Genomic DNA, 5,141 nt, shown 5'->3' with positions numbered 1-5,141 from the left:
CTTCAATCGTCGCCAATGCGCTCGATCCGGTGACCTCGGACATGGTGGTCCGGGCGGTGACCCCGCGCCAGTTGACGCCCGAAGGTGCAGAATTCGTCGGGGCGCAGCTTCACAAGTGGCTCTGGGCCTATGCGGCGCTGACCGCCGCACTGGCGCTGGCCGGGCTCTTGGAGCTGGGCACTGGCCGGGGGCTTGGCCGCTGGGTGCCTCTCGGGCTGTTGATCCTCAATGGCGCGGGGCTGACCTATCTGATGCTTGCCGCCCATATCGGTTTTGCATCGGGCCTCTTCACCACGCTTCGCGCCGGGATCTTCGCCTATCTGCTCGCGGCCTGCCTTGGCCTGATCTGGGCCGGGCTTTTGTTCCTGACCCCTGCACGCAACACGACCAAGGTCTGGGGCGCGGTCTGTGCTGTTGCTTTCGTGCTGGCGGGTGCGCTGTGGATGCAGCCGCATGAACGCTTTGTCCTTGCAGGGAGCCTTGAAAAGCGGGTGGCCATCGTCAAGGGCACGCCGAAGGCGCTCGTCGATATCATCCGCTTCGGCGAATTCGACGAAACGCTGGAGCGTGAGGTTGGCCTGCGCAGCAGTGCGTCGAACGAAAACGCATTGAAGGCACTTGCCGATGGCAGTCAGGTCACTGCCGTTCTGGTCCCGGCCGAGCTTGCCCCCGAAGGTCAGCCGATCCTGTGGGAAACCAGCCAGTTGCCCGACCGGTTCCGCATCCCGGCGGTCTTCCTCTTCGTCGGCGGGCTGTTCCTTGGCCTTCTGACCTTTTCCGCCCATCAGCATGGCCGCCACCCCCTATCGGTCAGTGCCGAATTCTTCATCGATACGGTGCGCGGCATTCCGATGCTGGTGATCATCCTTTTCGTCGGACTGCCTTTCGCGGGGGCGCTGAAGGATGTCTCGGGCGGCACGATCGATATGCCGAACGTGATGCGCGGCGTCATCGCCATCGCCATCGGCTATTCCGCTTACCTCGCCGAGATCTTCCGCGCGGGCATCGAGGCGGTGCCGCAGGGCCAGGTTGAGGCCGCGCGGTCGCTGGGCCTCAACAACTACAAGGTTGCGCGGCTGGTGGTGCTGCCGCAGGCGCTGAAGATCGTCATCCCGCCCCTCGGCAACGAATTCATCGCGATCCTGAAGGATACCTCTTTGCTCTCGATCCTCTCGGTTCGCGACGTGACCCAGAGGATGCGGGAATTTCAGTCGGCAAGCTTCCTGCCCTTCGCCCCCTTCAACTCCGCCGCGATCCTTTATGTCTGCCTGACCCTTGCGGCGGCCAGCCTGATTGCCAGTATCGAAAGGCGCTACGATGTCAAAAGCCACTGACGCTTTCCCGCTGGAGGAACGCGCCGCCGCTTTGCGCCTGCCCGAAGGGTTCATCTTTGGCGCAGCGACCGCCGCCTATCAGATCGAGGGTGCCATTCGCGCGGATGGCAAGGGTGAGAGCATCTGGGACAGCTTCACCCGCCGCCCCGGTGTGATCGTGGACGGCTCGTCGGGCGAGGTTGCCTGCGACAGCTATCACCGCTGGCCGGATGATATCGCGCTTTTGCGCGAGATGGGCCTTGGCGCTTACCGTTTTTCGCTGGGCTGGGCGCGGATGCAGCCGGGCGGGCAGGGGGCGCTGAACCCTGCGGGGTTGGCCTATTACGATCGGCTGATCGACGGGCTTCTGGAGGCCGGAATTGATCCTTATGTCACGCTCTATCACTGGGACCTGCCGCAGGACTTGCAGGACAAGGGCGGCTGGTACAACCGCGAGACGTCTGAGCGGTTCGCCGATTATGCCGAAAAGGCCGTTGCCGCCATCGGCGACCGGGTGCAGCACTGGACAACGCTGAATGAGCCCTGGACCTTCGGCTGGTTCGGCCATGCCTACGGCGAGGATGCGCCGGGGCTGAAAGACGGCGTGAAGGGCGGGCTGGCCGCCAGCCACCATGCGCTGCTGGCCCATGGGCTGGCTGTACCCCGCATCCGCGCGGCCGCGCCGGGGGCAGAGGTGGGGATCGTGCTTGACCTCAACGTGGTCAGCCCCGCGAGCGACGCGCCCGACGACGTGGAGGCGGCGAAACGCTTTGAGGGCGTGCAGAACCGCTGGTATCTCGATGCCGTCTTCAGGGGTGAATACCCGGAGGATATTCTTGAGCTTTGCGCGGGCCTTCTGCCCGAGATACGCGAGGGCGACACCGCCACGATCTGCCAGCCACTCGACTATCTCGGCGTCAATATCTACCGCCGCTCGGTCATCGGGGCGGGGGCAGAGCTGCCGCCGCTCAACTTCGCTCGGGTGAACCCGCCGGGCTGCTATACGGCGACGGGCTGGGAAATCTGGCCGCGCTGCATCCGCGACGCCTTGGATTTCGTGCATCGGGAATATGGGCCGAAGACGCTTCTGATCACCGAGAACGGCATGGCGACGCCGCCGGAAGTGCCGGGGCCGCAGGGCAAGGTGCATGACCCCGAGCGCGCCCGCTATCTGGTCGAACATCTTGAAGGGGTGGCCGAGGCGGCGTGTGCTGGGGTGCCCGTGAAAGGCTATTTTGCCTGGACGCTGATGGACAATTTCGAATGGGCCTCGGGCTATACCGTGCCCTTCGGACTGGCCCATGTCGATCCTGCCACGCAGGACAGGCAGTTGAAGTTGTCGGGCGAGGTCTTTGGCCGGATCGCCCGGAACACCCGCTGATGGCCAGGGTCCTGATTACCGGGGCCAATCGCGGGTTGGGGCGGGAACTCACCCGGCTTTATACGAGGAATGGACATGAGGTCATCGCCTGCTGCCGTGACCCAGACGCGCGCGGTGCGGATCTGGCGGGTGACATAAGCTGGCTGCCGCTCGATCTGGCGGATGAGGCGGCGATCCGGGCCTTTCCGGCACTGCTGGGCGGAAAGGCCATCGACATCCTGATCCACAATGCAGCGATACGCGGGGCGACGGGCGGGCTTGCCGAGGTGGGGTTCGTTGATTTCGCGCAGGTGATGCGGGTCAACGCCGCCGCCCCACTGATCCTCACGCACATGCTCAGGCCAAACCTGATGGCTGGGGAAAGACGGGTCGTTGCGATGATCTCCTCCCGCGCGGGCTCGATGACCGAAGGGCTCGACCCCGATGGCGACTATGCCTATCGCTGCTCCAAGGCGGCGCTGAACATGGGCGCGCGCAAACTGGCCTATGACGATCCAGAACTGACGGTGCTTCTGCTGCACCCCGGCTGGATCAAAACCGATATGGGCGGGCCTGAGGCCGAACTGGATGTGCGTGAGGCCGCACGCGGCCTTGCCGCGCGCATCGATGCGGCGGGGCCAAAGGACAGCGGCAGCTTTCGTGCCTGGGATGGTACGCCAATCGCCTGGTAGGATTGCCCTTACACGCCGTAGCGCGCGGCGGTCAGCCCGTTGAAGTCGATCTCGGGCTTTTTGCCCATCACCAGATCGGCCACCGCACGGCCCGATCCGGCGGCCATGGTCCAGCCCAGCGTGCCGTGCCCGGTATTGAGGTAGAGGTTGCGGTAGCGCGTCGGCCCGAGGATCGGGGTGCCGTCGGGCGTCATCGGGCGCAGGCCGGTCCAGCCCTCGGCCTGTTCCAGATCGCCGCCCTTGGGGAAAAGATCGCCGATCACATGGCGCACGGTATCGGTCGCATGGGGGCCGAGCCGGTTGGAATAGCCCGCGATCTCGGCCGTGCCCGCCACCCGGATACGGTCGCCAAGCCGGGTGATCGCGACCTTGTGGGTTTCATCCATGATCGTCGATTGCGGCGCGAAGGCGTCGTCGGTGACGGGCAGCGTCACGGAATAGCCCTTCACCGGATAGACTGGCAGGCGGATGTCGATCGAGTTCAGCAGCTTCGGAGCGAACGATCCCAGCGCGCAGACATAGGCATCGCCCTCGACCCGGCCGAGGTTCTCGGTCAGGACGCCGATCACTTCTTCACCGCGGGTCTGGATCAGGCGGATCTTCTGACCGTAATGGAAGGTGACGCCCAGCTCGGCGGCCTTTTCGGCCAGTGCCATGGTGAACATCCGGCAATCGCCGGTGCGGTCGGCGGTCAGCCGCAACCCGCCCACGAACTTGTCCCGGACCTCGGCGAGTGCGGGCTCGGCTTCGATGCAGCCGTCGCGGTCGAGCACTTCGAACGGCGAGTCAAACTCGGCAAGGATCGCCTGATCGGCCTTGGAGCCCTTGAGCTGTTTTTCAGTGCGGAACAGTTGCAGCGTGCCCTGTTCACGCCCCTCATAGTCAATGCCCGTCTCGGCGATGAGATCGGGCATCACGTCGCGGGAATAGTTCGAGACGCGGACCATGCGGGATTTGTTCACCGCATAGGCATCCTCGCTGCAATTCGCCAGCATCTTGGCGCCCCAGCTCCACATGGTGGGGCTGATCAAGGGCCAGATGAAGAGGGGTCGCCGCTTCATGAAGAGCCATTTCAGCGCCTTCACCGGGATGCCGGGCGCGGCCCAGGGTGAGGTCATGCCATAGCTGAGTTCACCCGCATTGGCATAGCTCGTCTCCATGCCGGGGCCCGGCTGGCGGTCCAGCACGACCACTTCGGCCCCCTGACGGGCGAGATACCAGGCGGTGGTGACACCGATCACCCCGGCGCCCATGACGACGACTTTCATGTTTCCCGCCCTCAATTGAATGCGCTGCCGCGCGCTAGCATATCAAAAGCATTCCGGCAATCGGGATCAAAAACAGTGCGCTCAGGGGAAGGCGTCCGGGTGTGGTCGGGACAACTCTGGGGGCCGGTCAGTGAGGCATTGCCGATTCGCGGTGAAGTTTGACCCGGGTCAAGGCAGGGCCATCGGAAGAGGGCTAAACTATCCGCGCTTTGAACTGGACGGAGGAATGACATGGCGGAACAGGACAGCGCGACAAGCAGCCCGGATGACAAGAGTACGGTCAAGAGTGTCGACCCGGTGCCCATGGACACCGACGTCATGGCCGCAGGTGCCCGTGGCCCGCGGACATTCCCCGTGGTCGATGCCGATGCGATCCGCGAGGCGTTCGAACGCGGCAGATACCCTTACAAACGCAAGATGGCCCGCCGCGATTACGAGGCCGAAAAGGCCCTGCTTCAGGCGGAACTTCTGAAGGTGCAGAAATGGGCGCAGGAGACCGGGCAGAAAT

The 5,141-nt window shown here is 64.4% G+C and carries 4 protein-coding genes and 1 pseudogene; 4 read left to right on the top strand and 1 reads right to left on the bottom strand.

The features are described 5' to 3' along the window. The 3 genes from WBB85_RS04230 to WBB85_RS04220 form a co-directional block, all read left to right on the top strand. Positions 1-1,334 (top strand): amino acid ABC transporter permease (locus tag WBB85_RS04230; protein WP_432637379.1); only part of this gene is annotated, 1,334 nt, incomplete at its 5' end. Then, positions 1,318-2,694 (top strand): GH1 family beta-glucosidase, encoded by a 1,377-nt coding sequence (locus tag WBB85_RS04225; protein ID WP_432637378.1) that lies wholly within the window; start codon positions 1,318-1,320, stop codon positions 2,692-2,694. The genes WBB85_RS04230 and WBB85_RS04225, both read left to right, overlap by 17 nt. Beyond that, the gene (locus WBB85_RS04220; RefSeq protein ID WP_432637377.1) at positions 2,694-3,365 is read left to right on the top strand and encodes an SDR family oxidoreductase; all 672 of its coding nucleotides are present in this window, start codon (positions 2,694-2,696) and stop codon (positions 3,363-3,365) included. Before WBB85_RS04225 ends, WBB85_RS04220 begins: the two co-directional genes overlap by 1 nt. Positions 3,366-3,373: 8 nt before the next feature. Here WBB85_RS04220 and WBB85_RS04215 read toward each other — a convergent pair whose 3' ends face one another. Further along, positions 3,374-4,654 (bottom strand): D-amino acid dehydrogenase, encoded by a 1,281-nt coding sequence (locus WBB85_RS04215; RefSeq protein ID WP_432637380.1) that lies wholly within the window; start codon positions 4,652-4,654, stop codon positions 3,374-3,376. A 297-nt stretch (positions 4,655-4,951) separates the two neighbouring features. Between WBB85_RS04215 and WBB85_RS04210 the strand changes: the two are divergent. After that, positions 4,952-5,141 (top strand): annotated as a pseudogene (locus WBB85_RS04210) (polyphosphate kinase 2); the annotation flags it as partial.

The organism is Albidovulum sp., assembly GCF_049646345.1.
Lineage (GTDB): Bacteria > Pseudomonadota > Alphaproteobacteria > Rhodobacterales > Rhodobacteraceae > Albidovulum.
This window is presented reverse-complemented; position numbering and strand designations above follow the sequence as displayed.

Bases quoted from the DNA above. Each gene is read 5' to 3' on its own strand.
- WBB85_RS04220 (WP_432637377.1), top strand. From the start codon at position 2,694: ATGGCCAGGGTCCTGATTACCGGGGCCAATCGCGGGTTGGGGCGGGAA.
- WBB85_RS04225 (WP_432637378.1), top strand. From the start codon at position 1,318: ATGTCAAAAGCCACTGACGCTTTCCCGCTGGAGGAACGCGCCGCCGCT.